18 protein-coding genes, 7 pseudogenes and 1 other annotated feature are annotated in these 25,307 nt (G+C 55.6%); of the genes and pseudogenes, 19 read left to right on the top strand and 6 right to left on the bottom strand.

Annotation, left to right across the window (positions count from 1 at the left end; translation table 11 throughout):
• Window positions 1-135: 135 nt before the first annotated feature.
• Window positions 136-363: a toxin-antitoxin system antitoxin VapB gene (gene vapB, locus BTJ39_RS21830; RefSeq protein ID WP_078004800.1), complete on the bottom strand. Its 228-nt coding sequence runs from the start codon at window positions 361-363 to the stop codon at window positions 136-138.
• A 117-nt stretch (window positions 364-480) separates the two neighbouring features.
• Here vapB and BTJ39_RS21825 point away from each other — a divergent pair.
• Window positions 481-723: pseudogene (locus tag BTJ39_RS21825) on the top strand (relaxase domain-containing protein); the annotation flags it as partial.
• A 138-nt stretch (window positions 724-861) separates the two neighbouring features.
• Here the strand turns inward: BTJ39_RS21825 and BTJ39_RS21820 are convergent.
• The 4 pseudogenes from BTJ39_RS21820 to BTJ39_RS25480 form a co-directional block, all read right to left on the bottom strand.
• Window positions 862-1,915, bottom strand: a pseudogene (locus tag BTJ39_RS21820) (IS481 family transposase).
• Between the two features lie 154 nt (window positions 1,916-2,069).
• Window positions 2,070-3,234, bottom strand: a pseudogene (locus BTJ39_RS21815) (IS3 family transposase).
• Window positions 2,861-2,956 (bottom strand) — a sequence feature (AL1L pseudoknot). (Overlaps the previous pseudogene by 96 nt.)
• Before the next feature lie 193 nt (window positions 3,235-3,427).
• Window positions 3,428-3,580: pseudogene (locus BTJ39_RS25485) on the bottom strand (IS5/IS1182 family transposase); the annotation flags it as partial.
• Between the two features lie 53 nt (window positions 3,581-3,633).
• Window positions 3,634-3,741: pseudogene (locus BTJ39_RS25480) on the bottom strand (IS5/IS1182 family transposase); the annotation flags it as partial.
• Window positions 3,742-3,870: 129 nt separating this feature from the next.
• On the opposite strand from BTJ39_RS25480, the gene trbB reads away from it, so the two are divergent.
• From trbB to BTJ39_RS21745, 12 genes and pseudogenes are all read left to right on the top strand, one after another.
• Entirely contained in the window at window positions 3,871-4,416 is a 546-nt protein-coding gene (gene trbB / locus BTJ39_RS21800) for a type-F conjugative transfer system pilin assembly thiol-disulfide isomerase TrbB (protein WP_049047534.1), read from the top strand.
• Window positions 4,416-5,789, top strand: a complete 1,374-nt coding sequence (gene traH, locus BTJ39_RS21795) for a conjugal transfer pilus assembly protein TraH (protein WP_045379406.1) — start codon at window positions 4,416-4,418, stop codon at window positions 5,787-5,789. Before trbB ends, traH begins: the two co-directional genes overlap by 1 nt.
• Window positions 5,789-8,611: a conjugal transfer mating-pair stabilization protein TraG gene (traG, locus tag BTJ39_RS21790; RefSeq protein WP_078004799.1), complete on the top strand. Its 2,823-nt coding sequence runs from the start codon at window positions 5,789-5,791 to the stop codon at window positions 8,609-8,611. Before traH ends, traG begins: the two co-directional genes overlap by 1 nt.
• A 21-nt stretch (window positions 8,612-8,632) precedes the next feature.
• Complete coding sequence (locus tag BTJ39_RS21785) at window positions 8,633-9,064, top strand: entry exclusion protein (RefSeq protein ID WP_008324118.1); 432 nt, start codon at window positions 8,633-8,635, stop codon at window positions 9,062-9,064.
• A 74-nt stretch (window positions 9,065-9,138) separates the two neighbouring features.
• Complete coding sequence (locus BTJ39_RS21780) at window positions 9,139-9,813, top strand: tetratricopeptide repeat protein (RefSeq protein ID WP_078004798.1); 675 nt, start codon at window positions 9,139-9,141, stop codon at window positions 9,811-9,813.
• A gap of 133 nt (window positions 9,814-9,946) precedes the next feature.
• Window positions 9,947-12,139, top strand: coding sequence for a type IV conjugative transfer system coupling protein TraD (gene traD / locus BTJ39_RS21775; RefSeq protein WP_078004797.1), 2,193 nt, complete (start codon window positions 9,947-9,949; stop codon window positions 12,137-12,139).
• Window positions 12,139-17,379 carry a conjugative transfer relaxase/helicase TraI gene (gene traI / locus BTJ39_RS21770; RefSeq protein ID WP_078004796.1) on the top strand — a complete coding sequence of 1,747 codons (5,241 nt, stop codon included), beginning with the start codon at window positions 12,139-12,141 and terminating at the stop codon, window positions 17,377-17,379. The genes traD and traI overlap by 1 nt, the downstream gene beginning before the upstream one ends.
• A gap of 1 nt (window position 17,380) precedes the next feature.
• Window positions 17,381-18,117 (top strand): annotated as a pseudogene (gene traX / locus BTJ39_RS21765) (type-F conjugative transfer system pilin acetylase TraX).
• A 66-nt stretch (window positions 18,118-18,183) separates the two neighbouring features.
• Window positions 18,184-18,903, top strand: a complete 720-nt coding sequence (gene finO, locus BTJ39_RS21760) for a fertility inhibition protein FinO (protein WP_008324922.1) — start codon at window positions 18,184-18,186, stop codon at window positions 18,901-18,903.
• Window positions 18,896-19,687, top strand: coding sequence for a DsbA family protein (locus BTJ39_RS21755; RefSeq protein WP_008324924.1), 792 nt, complete (start codon window positions 18,896-18,898; stop codon window positions 19,685-19,687). The genes finO and BTJ39_RS21755 overlap by 8 nt, the downstream gene beginning before the upstream one ends.
• Before the next feature lie 147 nt (window positions 19,688-19,834).
• Window positions 19,835-20,380 (top strand): phospholipase D family nuclease, encoded by a 546-nt coding sequence (locus BTJ39_RS21750; protein ID WP_008324931.1) that lies wholly within the window; start codon window positions 19,835-19,837, stop codon window positions 20,378-20,380.
• A gap of 151 nt (window positions 20,381-20,531) precedes the next feature.
• Window positions 20,532-20,810 (top strand): replication regulatory protein RepA, encoded by a 279-nt coding sequence (locus tag BTJ39_RS21745; RefSeq protein ID WP_008324932.1) that lies wholly within the window; start codon window positions 20,532-20,534, stop codon window positions 20,808-20,810.
• A gap of 35 nt (window positions 20,811-20,845) precedes the next feature.
• Here the strand turns inward: BTJ39_RS21745 and BTJ39_RS25475 are convergent.
• A pseudogene (locus BTJ39_RS25475) lies at window positions 20,846-20,949 on the bottom strand (replication protein RepA).
• Window positions 20,950-21,028: 79 nt separating this feature from the next.
• On the opposite strand from BTJ39_RS25475, the gene tap reads away from it, so the two are divergent.
• From tap to BTJ39_RS21700, 6 genes are all read left to right on the top strand, one after another.
• On the top strand, window positions 21,029-21,106 hold the full coding sequence (tap, locus tag BTJ39_RS25470; protein WP_011201829.1) for a RepA leader peptide Tap: 78 nt from the start codon (window positions 21,029-21,031) through the stop codon (window positions 21,104-21,106).
• Window positions 21,087-21,962, top strand: a complete 876-nt coding sequence (gene repA / locus BTJ39_RS21730; protein WP_024191793.1) for an incFII family plasmid replication initiator RepA — start codon at window positions 21,087-21,089, stop codon at window positions 21,960-21,962. The genes tap and repA overlap by 20 nt, the downstream gene beginning before the upstream one ends.
• Window positions 21,963-23,105: 1,143 nt before the next feature.
• The gene (locus BTJ39_RS21715; RefSeq protein WP_032072916.1) at window positions 23,106-23,954 is read left to right on the top strand and encodes a hypothetical protein; all 849 of its coding nucleotides are present in this window, start codon (window positions 23,106-23,108) and stop codon (window positions 23,952-23,954) included.
• A 59-nt stretch (window positions 23,955-24,013) separates the two neighbouring features.
• Window positions 24,014-24,298: a hypothetical protein gene (locus BTJ39_RS21710; protein WP_032072917.1), complete on the top strand. Its 285-nt coding sequence runs from the start codon at window positions 24,014-24,016 to the stop codon at window positions 24,296-24,298.
• 88 nt (window positions 24,299-24,386) lie between these two features.
• A complete protein-coding gene (locus BTJ39_RS21705) occupies window positions 24,387-24,680 on the top strand; it encodes a hypothetical protein (RefSeq protein ID WP_078004795.1) in 294 nt (97 codons plus the stop codon).
• 14 nt (window positions 24,681-24,694) lie between these two features.
• The gene (locus BTJ39_RS21700; RefSeq protein WP_225368962.1) at window positions 24,695-25,285 is read left to right on the top strand and encodes a hypothetical protein; all 591 of its coding nucleotides are present in this window, start codon (window positions 24,695-24,697) and stop codon (window positions 25,283-25,285) included.
• Window positions 25,286-25,307: the final 22 nt, after the last annotated feature.

The raw sequence follows: 25,307 nt of genomic DNA, 5'->3' as shown, positions 1-25,307 counted from the left end.
TCGAGGTAACAGGAGAAAGCTACAGAAAGAAAACGTCGAAAGCAGTAACCCAGCAGTCAGTTAAGAAGTAACTGAAAGGCGGCCAGAATAGTTGACGCGTACCGGCCTGAGTAGTTGACGTCTAATATTTCAGCATCAGAATCCTTCCCGTTCCTGCTCTGTGGGTTGTTCCCTGACGTTCATAAAGTCAGCGCTGACACCTTCACCATCAAACCAGCTGTCCCAGGACTCGCCGGCCGGTGTAATGAGCCGGCTTCTGCCAACGGCAATGACTTCGACGTGTTTCACGTCTTCCGGAAAGGATATCGATTTAGGCAACCTCACGGCCTGGGTCCGGTTACTCAAAAAAAGCGTTGTATGCATGGCACTCTCCTTTTCTGGGATATACAAGATGTATATCCATTGTGATTTGTGGTTGCGTATATGTCAATGGGGTATACGTTTCTTTGAGGAGAGAAACTACCGGGGAGGATACATCTGATGATGAGCATCGGGTCGGTAAAATCCGCCGGCAGCGCGGGCAATTATTACACCGACAAGGATAACTACTACGTTATCGGCAGTATGGGCGAGCGCTGGGCCGGAAAAGGGGCTGAAGCGCTGGGGCTGAGTGGCGGGGTGGATCAGAAGGTCTTTACGAAGGTTCTGGAGGGACGCCTGCCGGACGGCAGCGACCTCAACCGGACCCAGGACGGGGCGAACAAACACCGTCCGGGTTACGACTTCATCTTGGCTTTGTTGAATAAATCAGAGTTAAACGACAGGATGCTTCCCGCAGCTACAACTGTTATGCGATCCTGACATGTACTAGCTCAGACCTGATCTGACAGTTACCGGTTATTTGTACAGGTGTCTGTCAGATTAAATCTGGTTCAGATTCTTTTCTGCCCAGACCCGCTTACCATCGAGCGCTTACCATCGAGCAATGTTGCCATCGGCGTACGCCCGCAGCACATTTTACCCTGATGAGTTCGCTCATTATTGTAATGCCACAACCAGTTGTCCAGATCTGCCTGCAGACTTTCAAGGTCTCCATATAACTTCCTGCGGAACGTAACCTGGTAAAAATCCTGCAAAATGGTTTTATGGAAGCGCTCGCAGATGCCGTTAGTCTGCGGAGACATCGCCTTCGTTTTCGTATGGTCGATGTCGTTGATGGCCAGATACAGCTGATAATCATGCTGCTCCACTCTGCCACAGTACTCCGTACCCCTGTCGGTCAGTATTCTCAGCATCGGCAGTCCCTGTGCCTCGTAGAACGGCAGTACACGATCATTGAGCAGGTCGGCGGCGGTGATCGGCGTTTTACTCGTATACAGCTTGCAGTGAGCCATTTTCGAGTATGTATCCACGAACGTCTGCTGGTAGATACGGCCAACACCTTTCAGATTGCCCACGCAGAAGGTGTCCTGCGACCCCAGGTAACCCGGATGTGCCGTCTCGATTTCACCGCAGGCCTCGTCATCGTGAGCCTTCTTCTCCAGTGCTGCGATTTGAGCATCGGTAAGCACGATACCTTCCCTGGCGACCTTTTCCTCAAGCGCCTTCAGGCGTTTACGGAAGTTCTCCAGGTCGTGTCGTTGCCAGATGGAGCGCACGCCACTGCCTGAGATAAACACGCCTTTTTTACGCAGCTCATTACTGGTCCGGTGCTGTCCATGGGCCGGGAACTCGATGGCGTAATCAACGACAGCGCGTTCCGTGGCCTCATCGGCGCGGTTCTTCAGGTTGGGAACCCGACGGTTCTGGTTAACCAGGGCATCGATACCACCTTCTGCAGCCAGTTCCTGATAACGATAAAACGTGTCACGTGAGACGCCCATGATCTTACAGGCTTTTGATACGTTACCGAGTTCCCCGGCGAGATTGAGCAGCCGGCTTTGTGTTTGATGATGGGATTGTTAGTATGAAGCATGAGAGTTACCTCGTGTTTTGTATAAGGATTAGACACCCATATCAAAACCGGTAACTCTCAACCTTTCAAGGTCCAGTGTCAGATCAAGTCGCGACTAATACAGTTAAAGCTACTTATCCAGCGAAATAGATCTATGGTTCTCATCTACTGATGGTTAGTGGGGATCCCTCAGGGGATTACCCTCTACTGTCGGGATATATCCGGTGCGTTCCATTAATCGGTGATGGTTATACCAGTCAACCCATTTCAGCGTGGCCAGCTCAGCATCCTGTCGGGTTTTCCAGCTTTGCCTGTGGATCACCTCCGCTTTATACAACCCGTTGATACTTTCTGCCATCGCATTGTCATATGAGTCGCCCGTGCTACCTGCTGAAGCCAGCAGCTCCGCGTCCTGCAGCCGTTGCGTGTACGCCAGTGACACATATTGCGAACCTTTGTCCCTGTGATGGATGGTGCCGCTCGGGCATCTGGCCCACAGCGCCTGCTCCAGTGCATCCAGCACGAACGACGTTTCCATCGTGGATGAGACCCGCCAGCCCACGATAACACCGGCGAACACATCAATGATGAAGGCCACATATGCGAACCCCTGCCAGGTGCTGACATAGGTAAAATCAGCCACCCAAAGTTTATCGGGCCGTTCAGCCACGAACTGACGGTTCACCCGATCCTGCGGTGTTCCGGCTTTGCTGCTGCGGGGGGACTGACACTTTTGCCGCGTCTCATCCCACGTAGCTGCAGGGCTTTCATCAGGCGCTCAATGGTGCAACGGGCAACACCGACGCCTTCACGTTTTAGCTGTCGCCAGACCTTACGCACGCCGTAAACGCTGTAGTTTTCTTCGTATACACGCTGTATCTCAGGTATCAGCACGGCATCGCGTTTATCCCGACTGCTGCGTCGTTTAGGATACTTCCGGCGTTGCTGATGCCAGTAGTACGTTGACGGAGCAATATCCAGCTCATGACAGACTGGCCCGACTCCGTGTTCACCGCTCAGATTTTCCAGCAGCGGTCGGGCTCCGCCCGGGCAAAATACGCTGAAGCCTGACGCAGAATATCATTGCTGCGGCGCAGCTCCCGGACTTCCCGCTCCAGTTCTTTCAGACGCTGGCGTTCGCTGGCAGTCAGCGCATTCTGCTCATCATCAACGGGCTCCTGCTGACGGATCCAGATACGCAATGTTTCGGGAGTGCAGCCGATCTTAGGGGCAATGGAGCAGATAGCGGCCCATTGTGAGTTGTAGGTATTCTGGTTTTCCAGAACCATACGAATAGCGCGTTGACGAACTGCAGGGGGAAATCGGTTATGTTTTGTCATCCTGGTTACCTCTCTCAAAGAGTGTAGTCTCCAGGATTACCGGGGCGGTTCATACAGCTATCCGCCCGGCTGTGGATGCTTTCGCTTTTTCTGTTGTTGAAGATGAACTCGATGCCGGCTGTTTTAACGCATTAAATCGGCTTTGTTGAATAAATCGGATTTAAGATAAAAGCGCCTCCCGTCACTGACCTGCTCAGGCAATCCGCACACTTTCTGGCATCCCTGCACGCGTCATTTTGTTTAAGACACGGATCATGGCCATAGCCTCACCAGCCTGCGCATCGTAGTCACGCAGCGTCTGCTGCCCACCGAACAGTTGTTTAACCCGGTACATCGCCGTTTCGGCCACCGCCTGATTTCTGTCCGCATACGCCGCCCGGTAACCCGCCCGGGTTCGCGGCGGGATAAGCGCCCTGATTTTTTTCGCCGCAGCTCGTCATGGCAAAGTTTTGTGTCATAAGCGCCATCGGCAGAAGCGACCTTAACTTTCCGGTGGGTCTGACGAATAAGTCCCGGGAATGCCTCTGCGTCAGTCCCATTATTCAGTGACAGGTCAGCGCAGATACCGCATCATCAACCGCTGGATTGATGCCGCCCGTGAGGCCGAAAAGGCCCGTGATGCCGGAGGATGCCGACATGAACCTTAGACATACCGTGTTTACCGTGGCGCTCATGACCCTCAGTCTGGCCACACAGGCTTCCACAATGGACGAGATCAAATCGTTATGGCATCCACAGGGGGCGCGAGCGTCGGGATCTCTGCCAACATCCCCGGAAGACCCTGAAGTTAAGCCACTTCCGGCGAAGCAGCCGGTCTGGTACCGCCTCAGCAACGGCCGCCAGGTCAATCTGGCCGACTGGAAGGTCGTGCTGTTTATGCAGGGGCACTGCCCGTACTGCCACCAGTTTGATCCGGTCCTGAAGTCGCTGTCGGCACGGGTGGGTTTTGGGGTGATGGCCTACACCATCGACGGTCAGGGGGATGCGTCCTATCCCGATGCGCTGCCCGCGCCGCCGGAGGTGATGAAAACCTTTTTCCCTAACCTGCCCGTGGCCACGCCAACCACCTTTCTCGTCAACGTAAACACCCTTGAAGCCCTGCCCCTGCTGCAGGGCGCGACCGACGAACAGGGCTTTATGGCCCGCATGGATACGGTCCTTCAGATGCGCGGAGTGAAATGATGATAAACCTGTTCAGACACCGCAGTCTTCTGGGCTGCATGCTTCTCGTCTGTTCAACAACCGTTAGTGCGGACGTGAACAGCGACATGAACACCTTCTTTAATAAGCTGGGCTTTGACTCCAATACCAGCCAGCCACAGGTCTGGCAGGGGCAGGCCGCTGGCTACGCCACGGGTGGCTCACTATATGCCCGTACGCAGGTGAAAACCGTCCAGCTTATCTCCATGACGCTGCCCGACATCAACGCCGGCTGCGGCGGCATTGATGCCTATCTGGGCTCCTTCAGCTTTATTAACAGCGATCAGCTGCAGCGTTTCGCCAAGCAGATTATGTCCAATGCGGCCGGATACTTCTTCGATCTGGCGCTGCAGACCACGGTACCGGAAATCAAGACCGCAAAAGACTTTCTGCAGAAGATGGCCAGCGATATTAACAGCATGAACCTCAGCTCCTGCCAGGCGGCGCAGGGGATTGTCGGCGGTCTGTTTCCGCGCACCCAGGTCTCCCAGCAGAAGGTCTGCCAGGACATTGCCGGCGAGAGCAACATGTTTGCGGACTGGGCTGCATCCCGCCAGGGCTGTACGGTAGGGGGCAGTATGGATAAGGTCCGTGATAAGGCCAGTGATAAGGATAAAGAGCGCATCACGAAGAATATCAATGTCATCTGGAATGCGCTCGGCAAGAACCGCATGTTTGACGGGAATAAAGAGCTTAAGGAGTTCATCATGACCCTGACCGGAACAATGGTCTTTGATGAGAAGGGTAATATAACCCCGCTTCCGGCCAGAACGACCGATCGCGACCTTATTCGGGCCATGATGGAGGGGGGGACTGCACGGGTGTATCACTGTAATGACAGCGATAAATGTCTGAAGGTGGTTGCCGATGCTAATGTCACGATCAGCCAGAAAAATGCACTGAAAAATCAGATAAAAGACATCCTTTCCAGCATTCAGAATAAAGCCGTTGCCGATCTAAAGTTAACCGAGAAAGAGAAGGGATTTATCACAAGTACTACCATCCCGGTCTTCAAGTACCTGGTTGATCCCCAGATGCTGGGTGTTTCTAACAGCCTCGTTTATCAGCTAACCGATTATATCGGCTACGACATTCTGCTCCAGTACATCCAGGAGCTGGTCCAGCAGGCCCGTGCAATGGTGGCAACGGGAAACTATGACCAGGCCGTTATCGACAGCATCAATAATAACCTTAACGAAGCCACGCGACAGATAGCCTCCTTCCAGGCACAGGTGCAGGTACAGCAGGACGCGCTTCTGGTTGTTGACCGCCAGATGAGCTACATGCGCCAGCAGGTCTCGGCACGCATGCTGCAGCGCTACCAGAACAACTATCACTTCGGGGGGGCGCGCTGATGCAGGAAATCTATGTCATTGCGGGCGGCGACTGGCTGACGCAGACGCTGAATGCCATCGTCACGTTCATGTCGACGGAGAACTGGGTTGTTATTCGGCGTATTGCGACGGCTTTCTCTGTGCTGGTTGTCGCTATTTCGTGGATACGACGGCACAACATCATGGATATGCTGGGCTGGGCGGGCGTTATCGTACTGATGTCGCTACTGGTCAGCGTTCGCACCTCCGTACAAATAATCGATATCAGTAATCAGACAAAGGTCTATAAAGTCGATAACGTGCCCGCCGGGCTGGCTCTGCCTGCATCGCTGACGACCAAAATCGGATATGCCCTTGTTCAGGGGTACGAAATGGTCTTTTCACAGCCCGACAGCATCACCTACAGCAAAACCGGCATGATATTTGGGGCGAATCTGGTTTCACGCAGTACGGACTTTTTATCACAGAACCCAGAGATAACGACGATATTCACGGACTATGTGCAGAACTGCGTGATGGGCGATATTTTCCTGAACGGAAAATATACCATGGAAGAGCTGATGAACAGCGCAGACCCGTATACGCTGATTTTCTCAAAGCCGAGTCCGCTGAGAGGGATATTCAACAACAATAATCAGTTTTTAACCTGTGAAGAAGCCGCTGCGGTAATTAAGCCAAAGCTTGCCCTGGATACTCAGACCGGAGGAAAAACCTGGAGTTACTACGTGCGTCAGCTTTTTGGCGGACGTCCGAATCCTGACATTTTGTTCAGCCAGATGATCGGGGACAGCTATAACTATTTCTATGGGGCCGGTCAGAGCGCCGCGTCGATTGTCCGTCAGAATGTGACGATGAACGCGCTGCGAAACGGTATTATGAGCTACGCCGCCCGCAACGGTGATACCTCAAGCCTGCTGAATATCGCCACTACGTCATCGATGGAGAAGCAGCGGCTGGCGCATGCGACGGTCGGCCAGGTGGCATTACGCTCACTTCCTATGTCTCAGACGTTGATTGTCGGTCTGACCATCGGAATATTCCCCCTGATGGTGCTGGGCGGGATGTTTAACGCCGTCACCCTTAATGTGCTGAAGGGGTACGTGCTGGCTATCATGTGGGTGCAGAGCTGGCCACTGCTTTACGCCATCCTCAACAGCTGCATGACCTTCTATGCGAAGGCCAACGGTTCACCAGTGGTTCTCTCGGAGTTGTCACAGGTGCAGATAAAATACTCAGACCTCGCTACCACGGCAGGCTATCTGTCGATGCTTATCCCGCCACTGGCATGGGGAATGCTGAAGGGACTGGGGGCGGGGTTCTCAAATCTCTACAGCCATCTGGCCTCTTCCGCTATCAGCCCTGCAGCCACTGCTGCCTCTGGTGCTGTTGATGGTAACTACTCTTACGCTAACATGCAGACAGAAAATGTGAGTGGTTTTAACTGGAATACCAATAGCTCAACAGTATTTGGACAAATGAGCCAACAGTTGGCTAACGGAGCCAGTTCGACGCAAATGCGTGATGGTAGTGTAGTGACAGATTCCAGTGGTGCTACGTCACGTATTCCTATGAGTATCAACATGACTCGTCAGATTGCAACCGCACAGCAGGCAATGGCCCGCGAGGCACAAACCCAGTCAGAGAGTGCATTGCATGGATATAACAGTAGTTTGAGTAGCGCATGGAATACGCTTAGTCAGTTTGGCTCAAACCGTGGTAGCAGTAATTCAATGACCAGTGGCGCAGACAGCACTATGAGTGCTCAGGATTCTATGATGGCCAGCAGGATGCGCAGCGCAGTAGAAAGCTATGCGAAAGGGCATAATATTAGTAATGAACAGGCCACTCAAGAGTTAGCGTCAAGGAGCACCAGAGCGTCACTCGGATTGTATGGTGATACACATGCTAAAGGAAGTATGGGGCTGAATGTGCTGGGTACCGGAGGAGGGGTAGGGTTTCAGGCAGGAGTTAAGGCGGGAGTTGATTTTTCCGATGACGATATGCACCAAGCAACAAATAGCTCTCGAGCTAGCCATGATGCTCGACATGATATGGATGCTAAAGCAACCCAGGACTTTAAGGAGGCGAGTGATTACTTTACTAGCCGTAAAGTCAGTGAATCTGGGAGCCATACGGACAATAATGCGGCTTCCCGAGCAGATCAACTTTCGGCATCGTTGAACTCAGCAAAACAGAGCTATGATCAGTACACCACAAGTCAGGCTCGTAGCCATGAATATGCTGAAATGGCGTCTCGTACAGAAAGTATGAGTGGTCAAATGAGCGAGGATCTAAATCAGCAGTTTGCCCAGTATGTCCGTAAACATGCACCTCAAGATGCAGATACATTGCTTACTAATACCAGCTCAGCAGAAATCGCAGGAAAACGTCGGGAACTGGCTTGGGGATTTGTTCAGGAGCAGGTACAACCGAGCGTTGATGCATCATATTCAGCAGCTAAAGGAAATGTTGGCCATGGTATGGGGGCCATTTCTGGTGGCGGTGGAAATAGCGATGTTAGTGCCGATCACCAGTCTCATCAGGCTACTATCGAACAACGTACACAGGACAGCGGAATTCAGAATAATGTAAAAGACCAAGTTGATAATATGCTCACAACATCGAGAGAGAATATAGCCGATACTAAAGGAGGAATACGCGATGAAGAAGGCAGCATAAATCAACAGTATTCTGATCTGCAAAAACATCATAATTCAGAGCAATCTTCGCAAATGAATACGTATAATAAGGAAAAGGAGTCTCAAGAACGAGTGCCGGGGGCTGACAGTCCTGAAGAACTGATGAAGAAGGCAAAAAAATATCAAGATAAACATAAGCAGTAACAGGATGCCAGAGAGGGTGCGATGAGAAATCTGCTTCAGATATTCATGGTAGTGTTGTTTCAGTCTATTGCTTGTTATCTGGCTGGATGGTTAGTTACGGAGGTGGTATTCATTGGTGCAACTGTGCTCTTATGGCAAGGATTGTTCATCTATTTGTTTTATAAAATATCTAAGAATAAAGGCAGTGTTGAACCCTACACATACAACAGGGTAGTTTGGTATGTGATAATGCCTATATGTTCACTGGCTCCTCCTCTTGTTACTTTTTTTGTATTCATTGTGGGTACATTGATGGATTTATATAAGGTTAGCGGGTGTATAAGCATCAAAGAGTGGCTTGAAAAAAACAAGGTAGATGGCGCCCACTCTATAAATAATGACTTTGAATCCGTGGACTTTGATAATGTTAATTATAATCCGGAAAGTAATTATCCAATGGGTTGGAAGCGTTAGATTGAGTTGTAGGATTTCATAGTCAGTTTCATGGTTGTGTATGGATATAATATTTAGTTTTATGGAGATAAACAATGCGAGTGTTCTATGGGATGTTGGGAGTTTTTGTTTTCCTGTCGTGTACCTTGAGTGTAAGGGCTAGCGACGACTACTACACTAACTTAAAAAAAGATGCGAATTCTGGAAACGCATTAGCTCAATATAAGCTAGGTGCAATGTATTTGGTCGTATCTGGTGATTATAAAAAAGCTTTTTATTGGACTAATAAGTCGGCGATTCAGGGTAATTCAGATGCCCAAAATAACCTAGGTCTGCTCTATTATTATGGGCGAGGTGTTGATAAAAATATAAAAAAAGCAGGCTATTGGTGGGGGAAGGCAGCAGATGCAGGGAATGCATCTGCTCAGAATGACTTGGCAATGCTTTATAAAAATGGATTATTGAAAGATGCCCGTTGTGATAAAATAATGGATTTGCTTAACTCCTCAGCTCAAAAAGATTTTGAGTTGGCATATTTGAATATTGGAAACCTGTATTCTACAGGTGAGTGTGTTAATAGGGATATGCACGAGGCGGTGATCTGGTGGGAGAAAGCATCCATTAAAAATAACGGACAGGCTGAGTTTAATTTGGCAGGGGCTTATATGAGAGGTGATGGTGTATTTCCAGATTCTGGAATGGCAGATATCTATTTGAAAAAATCATGCTCACATGGATATGCAGGAGCGTGTGATTTACTTAAAAAATAACATTCATTATTAATAATCTCCCCGCCTTTAGTTAAATGATGTCATCCTAGTGTTTTGTAACGGATGACATTAAATCAATTGCTTTCTGAAATCATGGTCGCTATACATATAGACCAACCTCTATGAGGCTAATATGAGTTTTAATGCTAAGGATATGACCCAGGGCGGTCAGATCGCGAGCATGCGTATCCGTATGTTCAGTCAAATTGCCAATATCATCGTGTACTGTCTCGTCATTCTCTTCGGCATCATTGTCGCGATTACGCTGTCGGTTAAACTGACCTGGCAGACGTTCGTGAACGGCATGGTTTATTACTGGTGTCAGACGCTGGCCCCCATGCGCGATATTTTTAAATCCCAGCCTGTCTATACCATCCGTTATTACGGCCATGAGCTGAAGTACAACGCGCAGCAAATACTGCAGGACAAATATATCCAGTGGTGCGCCGACCAGGTCTGGACGGCCTTTATTCTTGCTGCCATCATCGCGGCCGTGGTGTGCGTTATTACCTTCTTTGTCACCACCTGGATTCTGGGCCATCAGGGTAAGCAGCAGAGTGAGGACGAGATAACGGGAGGGCGCCAGCTGACTGACGACCCGAAAGCGGTGGCGAAAATGCTCAGGCGCGACGGTCTCGCATCCGACATCAAAATCGGTGAGCTGCCGCTTATTAAGGACTCGGAGATCCAGAACTTCTGTCTGCACGGTACCGTCGGGGCCGGTAAATCAGAAGTTATCCGCCGTCTGATGAACTACGCCCGCCAGCGTGGCGATATGGTCATCGTGTATGACCGCTCCTGTGAGTTCGTCAAAAGCTACTATGATCCGGCCACAGATAAAATCCTTAACCCGCTGGATGCGCGCTGCGCTGCATGGGACCTGTGGCGGGAGTGCCTGACGCAGCCTGACTTCGACAACGTTTCCAACACGCTTATTCCTATGGGCACGAAGGAAGACCCCTTCTGGCAGGGGTCGGGACGTACCATCTTTGCCGAAGCCGCATATCTGATGCGCAACGACAAGGACCGCAGCTACAGCAAGCTGGTCGACACGCTGCTTTCCATCAAGATTGAGAAGCTGCGCTCGTACCTGAAAAACTCCCCGGCGGCGAACCTGGTGGAAGAGAAAATCGAGAAAACGGCCATCTCCATCCGCGCCGTGCTGACCAACTACGTCAAGGCTATCCGCTACCTGCAGGGCATCGAAAATAACGGCGAGTCATTCACCATACGCGACTGGATGCGCGGCGTTCGTGAGGATGGTAAAAACGGCTGGCTGTTTATCTCCTCCAATGCTGACACCCACGCTTCCCTCAAGCCGGTTATCTCCATGTGGTTGTCCATCGCCATTCGCGGGCTGCTGGCGATGGGGGAAAACCGTAACCGCCGCGTGTGGATCTTCGCCGACGAGCTGCCTACCCTGCACAAGCTGCCGGACCTGGTTGAGATCCTGCCGGAGGCGCGTAAGTTTGGCGGCTGCTACGTCATTGGCATTCAGTCCTACGCCCAGCTGGAAGATATTTACGGGCAGAAGCCGGCGGAAACGCTGTTCGACGTGCTGAACACCCGTGCCTTCTTCCGCTCGCCGTCGCGCAATATCGCCGAGTTCGCCGCTGGCGAAATCGGTGAAAAAGAAATCCTCAAGGCGTCCGAGCAGTATTCCTACGGTGTGGACCCGGTACGCGACGGTACCTCGGTCGGCAAGGACATGGAGCGCGTCACCCTGGTGAGTTACTCCGACGTCCAGACGTTGCCGGATCTCTCCTGCTACGTCACGCTTCCCGGACCTTATCCTGCCGTGAAAATGGCGCTGAAGTATCAGCAGCGTCCAAAGGTGGCACCGGAATTCATTCCGCGCACCATCGACGGGAAAGCGGAGGAACGCCTGAATGCCGCGCTGGCTGCACGTGAACATGAATCCCGCAGCATCGCCATGCTCTTTGAACCGGATGCCGATGTTGTCGCGCCAGAGGGCGGTGCGGAGAATGCTGGTCAGCCACAGCAGCCACAGCAGCCACAGCAGCCACAGCAGCCACAGCAGCCACAGCAACTGACGCCCGCGCCCCGCGCTGCAGACGCGGCATCCGTAGCAGGTGCGGCAGGCGCCGGCGGTGTGGAGCCTGAGCTGAAGACAAAGGCGGAAGAGGCAGAGCAGCTGCCGCCCGGCATCAGTGAAAGCGGTGAAGTAGTGGATATGGCGGCATGGGAGGCGTGGCAGGCGGAGCAGGACGAACTGTCTCCTCAGGAGAGGCAGCGTCGTGAAGAAGTGAACATCAACGTTCACCGGGCGCCTGAAAAGGATCTTGAGCCGGGAGGATACATCTGATGATGAGCATCGGATCGGTAAAATCCGCCGGCAGCGCGGGCAATTATTACACCGACAAGGACAACTACTACGTTATCGGTAGTATGGGCGAGCGCTGGGCCGGAAAAGGGGCTGAAGCGCTGGGGCTCAGCGGCGGGGTGGACCAGAAGGTCTTTACGAAGGTTCTGGAGGGACGCCTGCCGGACGGCAGCGACCTCAGCCGGACTCAGGACGGGGCGAACAAACACCGTCCGGGCTACGACTTCACCTTCTCTGCGCCCAAAAGTGTCTCCGTGATGGCCATGCTGGGAGGCGACAAGCGTCTTATTGAGGCACACAACCGCGCGGTGGAGACCGCCATTAAGCAGATAGAGGCAATGGCCTCCACGCGGGTTATGACGGAGGGCAGGAGCGTGACGCAGCTGACCGGCAACCTGGTGATGGCGCTGTTTAACCACGATACCAGCCGCGACCAGGAGCCGCAGCTGCACACCCACGCGGTGGTGGCCAATGCCACTCAGCATGGCGATGAGTGGCGAACGCTCAGCAGCGACAAAGTGGGTAAAACCGGGTTTATTGAGAATATCTACGCCAACCAGATTGCCTTTGGCCGCCTGTATCGTGCCGCGCTGAAGGATGACGTCGCGGCGATGGGCTATGAGACTGAGACGGTCGGCAAACACGGCATGTGGGAGCTGAAGGGCGTACCGACGGAGCCGTATTCCAGCCGCAGCAGGACCATCAGCGAGGCGGTCGGGGATGACGCGTCCCTGAAGTCCCGCGACGTGGCGGCGCTCGATACCCGCCAGTCGAAGCAGAAGGTTGACCCCGAACAGCGCATGGCCGAGTGGATGCAGACCCTGAAAGAGACGGGGTTTGACATTAAAGCCTACCGTGAGGCGGCAGACCTGCGGGTTGTGCAGGGGAATATTCCCGCAACGACGCCTGAAGCCATTGATATTAACAGCAGCGTCGGGCAGGCCATCGCGATGCTGAGCGACCGGCGGGCGCGGTTCACGTATTCCGAACTGCTGGCCACCACCCTCGGGCAGCTGCCCGCGCGGTCGGGCATGGTGGAGATGGCGCGTGACGGCATCGATGCGGCGATAAAAAATGAGCAGCTCATCCCGCTGGATAAAGAGAAGGGGCTGTTTACCTCGAACATCCACGTGCTGGATGAGCTGTCGGTGTCGGCGATGACCCGCGATTTACAGCGGACGGGGCAGGCCGACATTTTTCCGGATAAAAGCGTGCCCCGCAGCCGGTCATACAGCGATGCCGTGAGTGTCCTGGCCCAGGACCGTCCGCCGGTGGCGATCATTTCGGGTCAGGGCGGGGCGGCCGGCCAGCGTGAGCGCGTGGCGGAGCTGACGATGATGGCGCGCGAACAGGGGCGTGACGTGCAGATTATCGCCGCCGACAGGCGTTCGCGCAGCGCCCTTATGCAGGATGAGCGCCTCAGCGGCGAGCATATCACCGACAGGCGGGGGCTGACGGAGGGCATGGCCTTTACGCCCGGCAGCACGCTGATTGTGGACCAGGGGGAGAAGCTGACCCTGAAAGAAACGCTCACGCTGCTCGACGGTGCGCTGCGCCATAACGTCCAGCTGCTGATTGCCGACAGCGGCCAGCGCACCGGGACCGGCAGCGCCCTCACCGTCATGAAGGAAGCGGGAGTGAGCACGCTCGCGTGGCAGGGCGGTGAGAAGACGCAGGTCTCGGTTATCAGCGAGCCTGACCGGCGGCAGCGGTATGACCGCCTGGCCGCTGACTTTGCCCGAAGCGTCCGCGCAGGTGAACACAGCGTGGCGCAGGTCACCGGTCCGCGCGAGCAGGCGGTGCTCGCAGGCGTAGTCCGCGAGGCGCTTAAGGCGGAAAAGGTGCTGGGCGAGCGGGAGGTCAGTATCACCACGCTGGAGCCGGTCTGGCTCGACAGCCGCCATCAGCAGGTGCGCGACCACTACCGGGAGGGGATGGTCATGGAGCGCTGGAATGCCGAAGAGCGCAGCCGGGAACGCTTTGTCATTGACCGCGTGACGGGCCGCAACAACAGCCTGACGCTGCGCAACGCCCAGGGTGAGACGCGGGTGACCCGCCTGTCTGAACTCAACAGCAGCTGGTCGCTGTACCGCACCGGCACGCTGCAGGTGGCCGAAGGCGACCGTCTGGCAGTGCTGGGTCAGGCGCAGGGGACGCGGCTCAGGGGAGGCGATACGGTGACCGTTAAGGCGCTCGGGGAGGCGGGGCTCGTCGTCAGCCAGCCGGGGCGTAAGGCGGACGTGGTCCTGCCCGCCGGCGACAGCCCGTTTACCGCCGCGAAGGTGGTTCAAGGCTGGGTGGAGTCGCCGGGCCGCTCGGTGAGCGACAGCGCCACGGTTTTTGCCTCGCTGTCGCAGCGCGAGCTGGATAACACCACGCTGAACAAACTGGCGCTCAGCGGCCGGGCGGTGCGGCTCTATTCCGCGCAGACGGCGCAGAAAACGACGGAGAAGCTGTCGCGTCAGTCTGCCTGGAGCGTCGTGTCCGAACAGATTAAGGATGCGGCGGGGCATGACAGGCTCGATGATGCCCTGGCGCACCAGAAGGCCGGTCTGCACACGCCGGAGCAGCAGGCTATCCATCTGGCCATTCCGGTGCTGGAGGGGAACGGCCTGGCGTTCACGAAGCCGCAACTGATGGCCGCCGCGAAAGAATTTGAGCAGGACAGCCTCAGCCTGCAGGCCATCGAAAAGGAAGCGGACCGTCAGGTGCGCAGCGGCGACCTGCTGTCGGTGCCGGTATCGCCGGGAAACGGCCTGCAGCTGCTGGTCTCACGCCAGTCGTACAACGCTGAAAAAAGCATTATCCGCCACGTCCTTGAGGGAAAGGAGGCCGTCACCCCGCTGATGGATAAGGTTCCGGACGCGCAGCTGGCGGGCCTGACCGACGGGCAGCGGAACGCCACGCGCATGATACTTGAATCCCCCGACCGCTTTACCCTGGTGCAGGGCTACGCCGGGGTGGGTAAAACCACCCAGTTCCGGGCAGTCATGTCGGCCATCGGCACGCTGCCGGAACGGGAGCAGCCGCGCGTTATCGGCGTGGCCCCCACCCACCGGGCGGTGAGCGAGATGCGCGATGCGGGCGTGCCTGAAACGCAGACGCTGGCGGCCTTTATTCACGACACGCAGCAGCAGCTGCGCGGCGGCGAACGACCGGACTTCAGCAACGTGCTGTTTCTCGTGGATGAAAGCTCAATGGTCGGTAACGCCGACATGGCGAAGGCGTACAGCCTGATTGCCGGGGGCGGGGGGCGCGCGGTCTCCAGCGGGGATACCGACCAGCTGCAGTCCATTGCCCCGGGCCAGCCCTTCCGCCTGCTGCAGAAGCGCAGCGCCATTGACGTGGCGGTGATGCAGGAGATCGTCCGCCAGACGCCGGAACTAAAACCTGCCGTCTACAGCCTGATTAGCCGCGATATCGGCAGCGCCCTGACGACCATTGAGAGCGTGGCGCCGGCACAGGTGCCGCGCAGGGCGGATGCCTGGCAGCCGGACAGCTCCGTCATGGAGTTCAGCCGCGAACGGGAGGAGGCCATTGCGAAAGCCGTGGCGGCCGGCGACCTGATGCCCGGCGGGCAGCCCGCGACGCTGCTGGAGGCCATCGTGAAGGACTACACGGGGCGCACGTCAGAGGCGCAGGCGCAGACCATCGTTATCACCGCCCTGAACGCCGACCGCCGCCAGGTGAACGCCATGATTCATGACGCCCGTCAGGGTGCCGGCGAGGTGGGCGAAAAAGAGGTCACGCTGCCGGTTCTCACGCCTGCCAATATCCGCGACGGGGAGCTGCGGCGCATGGCAACGTGGGAGGCATCCCGCGACAGCCTGGTTCTGCTGGACAGCACCTATTACAGCATTGAGGCGCTGGACGGGGAGGCGCACCTGGTGATGCTGAAGGATGCGCAGGGCAACACCCGCAGCCTGTCGCCCGCGCAGGCGGCGACAGAGGGCGTCACGCTCTACCGTCAGGACACCATTACCGTGTCGGAAGGCGACCGGATGCGCTTTTCGAAAAGCGACAACGAGCGGGGCTTCGTGGCCAACAGCGTCTGGTCGGTCAGTGAGATAAAAGGTGACAGCGTCACGCTGTCGGACGGGAAACAGACCCGTACGCTCACGCCGTCAGCCGAGCAGGCAGAGCAGCACATCGACCTGGCCTATGCCGTCACCGTTGAAGGCTCACAGGGTGCGAGCGAGCCCTTCTCCATCTCCCTGCAGGGTACGGACGGCGGACGTAAGCGGATGGTGAGCTTCGAGTCAGCCTACGTGGCGCTGAGCCGCATGAAGCAGCACGCGCAGGTCTATACCGACAACCGGGATAAGTGGGTGGCCGCGATGGAAAAATCGCAGGCGAAAAGTACGGCGCATGACATTCTGGAGCCGCGCGGCGACCGCGCCGTCGCGAATGCCGCCCGCCTGACGGCGACGGCAAAAGCGCTGGGTGAGGTGCCTGCCGGTCGCGCCGCGCTGCGCCAGGCCGGGCTGCAGCCCGAGGGCTCGATGGCGAAATATATCTCGCCGGGGCGTAAATACCCGCAGCCGCACGTGGCGCTCCCGGCCTTCGACCGCAACGGCAGGAAGGCGGGCGTCTGGCTGAGCGCCCTGACGTCCGGAGACGGGCAGCTTAAGGGGCTCGCTGGTGAAGGCCGGGTGATGGGCAGCGGGGACGCGGCGTTTGCGGGTCTGCAGGCCAGCCGTAACGGCGAGTCGCTGCTGGCGCGGGATATGGAAGAGGGCGTGCGGCTCGCGAGGGAGAATCCGCAGAGCGGCGTGGTGGTGCGGCTCGAAGGCGAGGCGCGACCGTGGAACCCCGGCGCCATTACCGGCGGTCGGGTCTGGGCCGACGGCCTGCCCGATGCCACCGGTACGCAGCCCGCAGAAACGGTGCCGCCGGAGGTGCTGGCACAGCAGGCCCGGGAGGCTGAGGTGCAGCGGGAGCTGGATAAGCGTGCCGAAGAGGCGGTCCGCGAGATGGCCCGCAGCGGCGACAGGCCGGCCGGAGGGGCTGACGTCGCCGTCCGGGATGTGGTGCGGGATATGGATCGGATAAAAGAAACGCCGGCATCTCCCCTCACGCTGCCGGATGCGCCGGAAGAACGCCGCCGGGATGAGGCGGTGTCTCAGGTGGTGCGCGAGAGCGTGCAGCGGGACCGCCTGCAGCAGATGGAGCGCGAAACGGTGCGAGACCTTGAGCGTGAAAAGACCCTGGGAGGCGACTGATATGCGCGCTGAAAACCATCCGCTCTTCCCCCTTGTGGTGGTGGCCGACTGCTGGCTGCAGCGTCTGCTTGTGTGGACGCCGGGCCAGACCGACCTTATCAAAACCGTGGCGCTGCTGCTGATGGTGGCCGACCACATCAGCATGCTGTGCGGACTGGATAATGACTGGCTGCGTCTTGCCGGTCGGGGAGCGTTTCCGCTCTTTGGCCTGGTCTGGGCCATGAACCTCGCCCGCCATCCGCAGATTCAGCAGCGCGCCCTGAACCGGCTCTGGATATGGGCCGGGGTGCGCAGGGTGGCTGGATACTGGCCGGGCTGCGCCCGGACCTGGGCAATATTCTGTTTGCCTTTGCGGTCAGCGGACAGGCACTGGCGCTGATGCAGCGGCACGGGCCGCGCACATGGCCGCTCTCCCTGATGCTGGTTCTGGCCTGGCTGCCGTTTTCGGCGGGAAGCTACGGGCTGGCGGGGGTAGTGATGCTGATGCTGGCCTGCGGCGTATGTATGACGGGCCGGCGCACCACGCGCACGGGGCTGGCGCTGTGTCTGGCACTGGCGATACTCGCGCTGAATGCCGCGGACAGCCCCGCCTTTGCCATCGCGGGTCTGGTAATACCCGGCGTTACCCTGACGGTGCTGAGCCGGACCTGTTGCCGCGTGCCGAGGTTCTGGCCGCGCGAATTTTTCCCGCTGTTCTACGCGGTGCACCTTGCCGTCATCGGACTGATGGTGATGTGATATCTGCCGTGTCAGAATAGGGTCAGTCAGGGGAGTATACGTGAAACAGATTTATCCGGAGGCAGGATGACAGAGCAGGGGCGCCCCACGCTGACGCTGCGCCGCAAAGCGGAGCCAGAAGGTCAGCGTGCCGTAAGCAACAGTGAACCGGACGGTGCGGGTCCGGGCCGGGTCACGCGTAAAAAGACCGTGGTGGTGAACACGACGCCTGCCTGGAAGGTCAGGAAGCAGGCGGTGGATGAGAGCGCGAAAAAGGCGCAGGCGGACGAGAAGGCCGCCAGAAAAGCAGAGAAAGCCCGGCAGTGGGCTGAGCGACAGGCCCAGGAGAGGGAGGCCATGCGGGCGGCCAGGCGCAAACCTGCCCCGGAACCGGTGTACCGGAAGGTCATGCCGCTTGCGGACGCGCTCGCGCTCCTGAAGCGTTGCTGGCCAGCCCTGGTGACGGACGGCCAGCCGCAGCTCCTGGCGGTCAACATCCGGGAGGCAATGGTCAATGACATTCGCCGGCGCGGGCTGGAGATTTCCGTGAAGACGCTGAAACGCTGCCTTGCCGCCGTCACCCGCTCGGATGCGTATCTGGGCGCCATGACGGTGGGCGCGTGGCGTAAAAACCTTGCCGGTGAACCGGTCGCAGCGGTGAGTGCGGAGGAGGCGGCGTATGCCGTGGAGCGCAGGGCTCAGGAGCACGCTAAACGACAGCGCAGGGCGGTCAGAAGCGTCGCCACCCGTGCACGGAACGAACTGATAACAACCGAGAAGAGAAAAACACAGGATGAACATGAATAAAACCCTTTCAGTCATGCTTGCCGCAGGCCTTCTGGTCTCCGGCGTGGCGGGGGCAGCAGAGAAACCTGCCGTTGCCTTTACCCCGGAGCAGGAAGCCCGCATTGGTGAAATCGCGAAAGACTACCTGCTGGCTCATCCGGAAGTGCTGGTTGAGGTCAGCCAGAAGCTGCAGGCCCAACAGCAGGAGAAGCAGCAGCAGGCGATGACGGCCGCCGTGGTTCAGAATCAGGCAGCGCTGCTGAACGATAAAGGCACACCATCATATGGTCCTGCTGATGCGAAAGTGACGGTCGTTGAATTCTTTGATTACCAGTGCATCTACTGTGCCCGCCTGGCGCCGGAACTGGAGAAGGTAATAAAAGCTAACCCGGACGTGCGCTTTGTGTTCAAGGAATTCCCGATATTTGGCCAGCGCTGGCCGGCGTCGCTCAGTGCGGCGAAAACCGGGCTTCAGATCTGGAAGCAGAAGGGGGCCGATGCTTACCTTAACTATCACAACGCGATTTACGCTACCGCCCACAACGAGGGTAAGCTGACCGATGCTGATATCAGCGCGGCCGCAAAAGCCGTGAAGTTCGATGCGAAAACAGCCCCAGATGTTCAGGGGACCCTGGATGGCATAAACACACTTGCGCAGCAGCTGGGCTTCAGCGGTACCCCGGCCCTGGTGGTTCTCCCGTCAGCCGGCGCCAGTGCTGATAACGTGACGGTTATTCCGGGATACACCAGCGCGGAGGCCCTGCAGCAGGCCATCAGTCATGCTGCCGGTGATACCAAAAAATAATCAGGCGTCCGCCAACTGATACCGCTAAAAGAGACTGACGCCTTCGCCGTGCTCAGTTGTCCAACCCCGGAGAAGGGTAAAAGCAAGTTTTCCCCGTCTCCGGCGTTTCTGGTTAACACATCCGAACAGTATTTCTGAGGTTATTTAATGCGTAAGTTCACCTTTCGCCAGCTGGCCGTGTCCGGTCTGGTATGTCTTTCGCTGAGCTGTATTCAGCCCGCAGCAGCGGCATCCTCCGTTCAGGTCGGCTTTTCACCTGAAGGCAGCGCGTTGCAGCTGGTCCTTAAGACGATTGAGTCAGCACAGCAGGAAATTCGGCTGATGGGCTACTCATTTACGTCTCCGGAGGTGGTTAGTGCGCTTGTCAGGGCAAAACGTCGTGGTGTGGATGTGAAGATAGTGCTTGATGAAAAGGGCAACCGGAGCAAAGCCAGCCAGGCGGCGATGAACATCGTGGTGAACGCGGGAATTCCGCTGCGCACCAACGGTCGCTACGCCATCATGCATGACAAAGTCATTATTGTTGATAATCATACAGTTGAGGCTGGTAGCTTTAACTACACTCGCTCTGCTGCATCGCGGAATAGCGAGAATGTGCTGGTTATTAATGAGGTGCCGGAAGTGGCACAAACCTACCTTCAGCACTGGCAGTCGCGCTGGGACGGAGGAACGGACTGGCATTCTTCATACTAAGTCGCATCGTCATTTGATCCGCAATCTACATCTATCCTGGTGAACCATGCGCCAACATGGCTCACACCTTCGCGTAAAGTTAAGTCGCTGATTTCAGATATCTGTAGTATTCTCTGCAAACGATCCAAGTTTGATCCTTGAGGAGGCAGAGATGTCGCAGATCGAAAATGCAGTAACTTCCTCATCGAAAGAAAAGCGTTCTTACCGAAAAGGTAAGCCGATGTCGGCGAGTGAAAGACAGCTTGCCGCGATTGCGCGTAAACGTGAAACACATAAAGAAGTGAAGGTTTTTGTTAAAAATCCTCTTAAAGATTGGATGATTACGATCTGTGAAGAGGAAGGGCTCACTCAAGCTCAGTTTATTGAGACCTTACTCGAACGTGAACTTTCTGAACGCGGCGTTCTCGATGTAAAGACTTCACATTCTTGAACGTTTTCTCATTGGATGCTAGATTACTGATCGTTTTAGTGAATTCTTGGTTGGCCACGCCATAAGGTGGCAGGGAACTGGTTCTGATGAGGTGTCTACCCGGGACCAGAAAAGCAAAAACCCCGATAATCTTCACCAGGTTTGGCGACTAAGAGAAGATTAACGGGGCCTACTTAAACTGTATAGAAGCTGTTGCTCTATGCAGGGAGTATAGTTTTATGCTCAGAAAACTGCAATACCCGTTTCTGTGCCATTTACTCCTTCCGTGCAACATAAGTGCGGGAAGGTGTGACTGACGCCCAGACCCTGTTCTCCCATTACCGTCAGGTCAAAAACCCGAACCCGGCATTCACGCCGCGTGAAGGCAAAAAGACACTGCCGTTCTGTCGTAAGCTGATGGCGAAAGCCGAAGGCTTCACGTCCCGTTTTGACTTTTCCATCCATGTGGCGTTCTTACGCTCGCTGGGTAAACGTCACCGGATGCCGCCACTGTTGCGCCGCCGGGCCATCGATGCCCTGCTCCAGGGGCTGTGTTTCCACTATGACCCGCTGGCCAACCGCGTTCAGCGCTCCATCACCAATCTGGCCATCGAGTGCGGTCTCGCCACCGAGTCGAAAAGCGGTAATCTGTCCATCACCCGCGCCACGCGGGCGCTGACGTTTATGGCGGAGCTGGGGCTGATTACCTATCAGACCGAGTATGACCCGCAGATTGGCTGCAATATCCCGACCGATATCACCTTCACGCCGGCACTGTTCTCCGCGCTCGACGTCTCTGACGTGGCCGTTGTGGCCGCGAGGCGCAGCCGTGTGGAATGGGAGAATCAGCAGCGTAAGAAGCAGAACCTGAAGCCGCTGGAGATGGACGAGCTGATAGCGAAGGCCTGGCGGTTTGTGCGCGAACGGTTCCGCAGCTACCAGTCCGAACGTAAACAGCATGGCCTGAAGCGCGCCCGCGCCCGACGTGACGCGGACAGAGCCCGTAAGGACATTGTGACGCTGGTGAAACAGCAGCTGACGCGTGACTACGCCAAAGGGCGTTTCGTCGGCGACAGGGATGCTCTCCAGCGTGAGCTGGAGCGGCGCGTGAAAGAGCGCATGCTGATGTCGCGTGGTAACAACTACACGCGGCTGGCCACCGTCCCCATATAACCCTTCCTGTGTGAAAAATCCGGCTGGCGCCGGAGGGTTTCGCACGTCTGCAGTCCATCGTTGACGGTTTTCTGCACGAAATGACGGCCGTCCTTCCTGACATTCACCCCATTCCGCCATCAGAATGGCCAGAAATTGCATCAGAGTGGCCACATCTCGTCGCCAGATTCAGTTACCCACAAATAACTGCAAGGGACCTTTCCATAAGGTTACAACCGTTATGCTTACAGAGCGCCAGCCGACCTGATTTCAAAGTGCGTGGTTTCCTTTAAAAACCTGCTCTGTACTTCTTTTAAATATCTTTTATTTCATTCATATAAATATATAACCTGTTCGTCGCCTGACCTGTGGACAGGCTCCTGAAAATGCCCGCCCTTGCAGCGGACTCACGTCCGCGCCGGTTCGGCAAATACCTGAGGTAGCTCCCATCGCTACGCGCCGGGCCCCGGCACAGCACATATAGTTACAACATTCAAAATACTCACTCAAAAGCAGGAACAGTGCCTGCCTGAACCCTCACAGCCCCTCCCCACCACTGAAAAGCGAGGCCGCCCCGGGCCGAAGGCCCGGAACAACGTCGCTTTTAATGATGAATGTTGTAACTAGAATTCTGAGTGGCTGTGAGTGGTGTCGCTGAAGGTGTTGAGTACACGCCCGTAAGCGGCCCTAACGGCCCGCTAACGCGGAGATACGCCCCGACTGCGGCTTCCGCCTTGTCGTGACCACTCCGACGCCGCACAAAAGCTTCTGTATCGCTTTTAGCGGGTTTTGGTCTAGCAGGGCGAAGGGATGGATTGGTGGAACCTATCAACACCGTAACCGGCTACGCCGGGCTACGGCGCCATTAACCACTATGCTCTAGTCCACTTCTGAGGGCGCCTCTATGCGCCCCTGGCGCATTCCTAGAATGCCTGCGCGCTGCTCGGCATTCACAATACGAATATAGAAGTTGTGTTTACGGCTATGCCGGGTATCGATACCACAGACCGTCAGTATCCTGTTCATCAGTCGCACCTGCTTCCATGCAGGCAGGTGATTGTGCAAAAGTAGCCGTACCTTTTTATTGTAAACATAAAACCATTTACTTACGCGTATGCGTTATAGATAATGCGTAAGTTAATAATGTTATGTTGGGGTATGGTTATGTTTCGAGCAAATGAAGAAGCTGAAAAACTCAAAGCTGAGGCAATCAATTACTTTCTTATTAAAGAGATCGCACCATGGCGAAAGGATAATATCGACGCTATCTCTGAAACTGACAGGAAACGAGCTGAGGATGCTTTAAGCGTTATTTGCACGAAACTTGGGCCAGTAGTGTCTTCTTATCCTGAATGGCATCCAGTTATAGCGCTTGGCCGTGATAAGTCGATACCCTGTTACAGGGACACGCAGACGACGCCATCATTTCCGCGCCTTGATCATACGCGTTATATGGCTAACGGTATTATTACATGCCCCTATGGGGATACTGATGAGCTAATCGCTGCTGTAAAGCGTTCCTACTGGGATTTAATGCAATATCTGAGCAGTGATGACATGCGTTTTAGTAGCCTTTCCGGATGGTTGCGTATGGCATCGGACTCCATCGAGTTGCGGGCTTCTTATATCACTGACGAACTCATTACCGCGTTTAAAAATAGTGATTTTGACTACGATGGGAGCGATGTTCTTTCTGATGTATCGGGCTTGATCCCTCTGTATGCGAATACAGCAAAACCAGTGCTAATCTGGTGGAGCTGGAATAATCATGCCCTTGAATCTGATGGCACGATACCTCCTGCGGTGGCGGTTCCTTTAATGTTGTCTAGGACGCTGGCGGATCTGTCATATGCCCAGTTGTCAGAGTCATGGGAAAATATGCGTTACCTGCTTCTCGGGTCTCCTCATGGGGCAAGGTCGTCGCTACTTCTGAACCAGCTAACGGTTAAGCAGTTACGCACAATGTTTAATGGATTAATGGATTCCGGGGCTTTTGGGCCAAAAAAAGGATGAAGGACAAGCCGCTTTTTTTGAGTTTCGGGTGTTCAGTACCTCAACAACCAGGAGAATATATGGATTCTTTAACGAAATTTGCTCTGGATATTTTACGTGACCGAAACTTTTCCCGGCTGGATGAGGAGGTCAGGGAAGAAGTGCTGTCCCTGTTTATTGATGATCAGCGTAAACCATCAAAAGAGGGGCGGAGAACGCTGGCACTTAATGCTGGCCTGCTGGCAAAGCAAATGGGAGAGCCACGACTGGAGGTGCTTTCAATGGATGTACTTATGGCCTGTGACAAAGCGGAAGTACGTGAGGTTCTGGCACAAATTACAGACATTCTTCAGGGACAGGCTTAGCATTATTGCCTGAGCGAACGTTTTCCCGTTACTGTATTGCTGTGAAGGGATGGCTGACAGCCCTTATTAATCAAAAGGAAAGGTAATCATGAAAAAATCACTGCTTATTCTGGGCGTTCTGTCGCTTTCCATCAGCGGAATCTCTCAGGCTGCAGGTCAGATGAATGAACAGGCTCTGCGGGAAAAGGCTGCTTTTGCGCTGGGGGTGACCCAGGATCGTGTCACGCTTGAACAATCTGATCGTACTCCTGAACCCAACAGTTATTTTTTTAATGCCCGTTATCAGGGGAAACTGTATCAGTGTTACGTTGGCACCATTCAGCAGCAGATCATGTCTGACGCCGTCTGTCGTCCAACCGATGGTTCAGATTTACCCCGTTAATGCAGGGAAGTCGGATGGCACCATCGCCAGAACAGCAAAAATTGCGACTGCCCCCGAACGTTCAGGTTCGCCGCCGGGGAAACACATACGTTATTTGTTATTGTAACAATGAGGTGGGTGGTGTGGTTGTCACCGAAACCCCATCCGGCGACACGCAGCTGCGCCCGTACGTTAAAGACCCTGTGGAACTGAACAAAGATATTGTGGCGCTGGTTGCTCAACAGATGGCTGATGCGTTGATTGAGCATGCCGGCAGGCAACCTGATGGTACCATTCCCTCACCACCGGCTCCCATTCCCGGCACGAAGCTCCTTGAGAACACCATGTTCCCCTGCTCCCGCTGCGGGCGAATTACTGCCCGGCTGGTTTTTGCCCCGGAGTGCGCGTCTGAGGCTGATATGCTCTCTCTGGGTGAACGTCTCCGGAATGACGTCAGGTATGCCCCCTACCCGGTCTGGCTGATTGGTGCGCCGGACAGTGAGGACGATAGCGTTGCCCGGCATCTGACGCTACAGCTGGCACCGGTCAGGGGCGAGGTATATCGGGAACATCCCGACAAGATGAACAGCCGACTGATGGAACTGGATGATAAACATCATTGCTGAAGGACAGCCCCCGGGCTGGTGA

Origin of the sequence: Izhakiella australiensis (assembly GCF_002006995.1) — a bacterium.
GTDB lineage: Bacteria > Pseudomonadota > Gammaproteobacteria > Enterobacterales > Enterobacteriaceae > Izhakiella > Izhakiella australiensis.
The sequence above is the reverse complement of the archived record's forward strand: the minus strand, read 5'-3'. Positions and strand labels throughout refer to the sequence as shown.